Here is a 949-nt window from a genome sequence, read left to right on the forward strand (position 1 = left end):
GGGCGGCGACGCCCCGCAGCAGGGTCCGCAGGTCCTCCGCGACGGCCTCGCAGCCGGCGCGGCCGACGACGGCGGGGTTGAACAGCAGCGCGGCCGAGAGCCCGGAGGGCGCGTCCACGACCTGCAGGTGCAGCGTGTTGCGGACCGCGCCGTTGAACATCGCCCAGTCGACGGAGACGTCGAGCCCGGTGAAGACGGGGTCGGCGCCCGGCCGCGCCCGGTAGCTCACCGAGACCGGGGTGAGGGCGCTGCGCGGGCCGATCCCGCCCAGCGCCCGGGCCAGCGGGACCTCCCGGTGCCGGTAGACCGCGCGCAGCTCCTCCCGCAGGGAGCGGGCGAACTCGGCGAACGTCCCGTCCGGCACCGAGGCCACCGGGAGCTCGTTGACGAAGAGCCCGACGTGGTCGCGGGTCTGCTCGGTCCGGGTGGACAGGTCCACCGCCACCGTCACCCGCTCGTTGCCGTAGGCGCGCAGCAGCACGTGCAGGGCGGCGAGCAGGAACTCGAACCGGGTGACGCCCAGCGGCCCGGCGGCCTGGGCCACCTCGTCGCCGAGGGCGAGCTCCACCGCGTCGCCGGGGGCCGCGCGCAGCGAGGAACCGGTGGCCCCGGGGAGCGCGACCCGCTGGTCGTCGTGCCATCGGGGCCGCCAGAACTCCGCCGCCGCGTCCAGCCCGGCGTCCACCCGCCCCTGCTCGGCGCGGGCCGCCTCGCCGTACGAGAGCGGCAGCGGGGACGGCTCCTCACCGTTGTAGGCGGCGGCCAGGTCGCGCAGGAGCACGTCCTTGGACATGCCGTCGAAGACGGCGTGGTGGGCCACGACCAGCAGCAGGTGGCGCAGCGGCCCCAGCCGGAACAGGGTGAACCGCGAGACCGGGCCGGTCCCCAGGTCGAGGGGGGCCGCGGCGACCCGGGCGGCGAGCCACTCCGGCGAGCCGGGCGCCCCCCG

1 protein-coding gene is annotated in these 949 nt (G+C 77.3%); it reads right to left on the reverse strand.

The genetic code is table 11. The annotated features are described in order from the left end of the window. A partial coding sequence (locus ACWJ6R_RS37080; protein ID WP_449066661.1) for a condensation domain-containing protein occupies positions 1–949 on the reverse strand: 949 nt, incomplete at both ends.

This window comes from Planomonospora algeriensis, assembly GCF_977012225.1.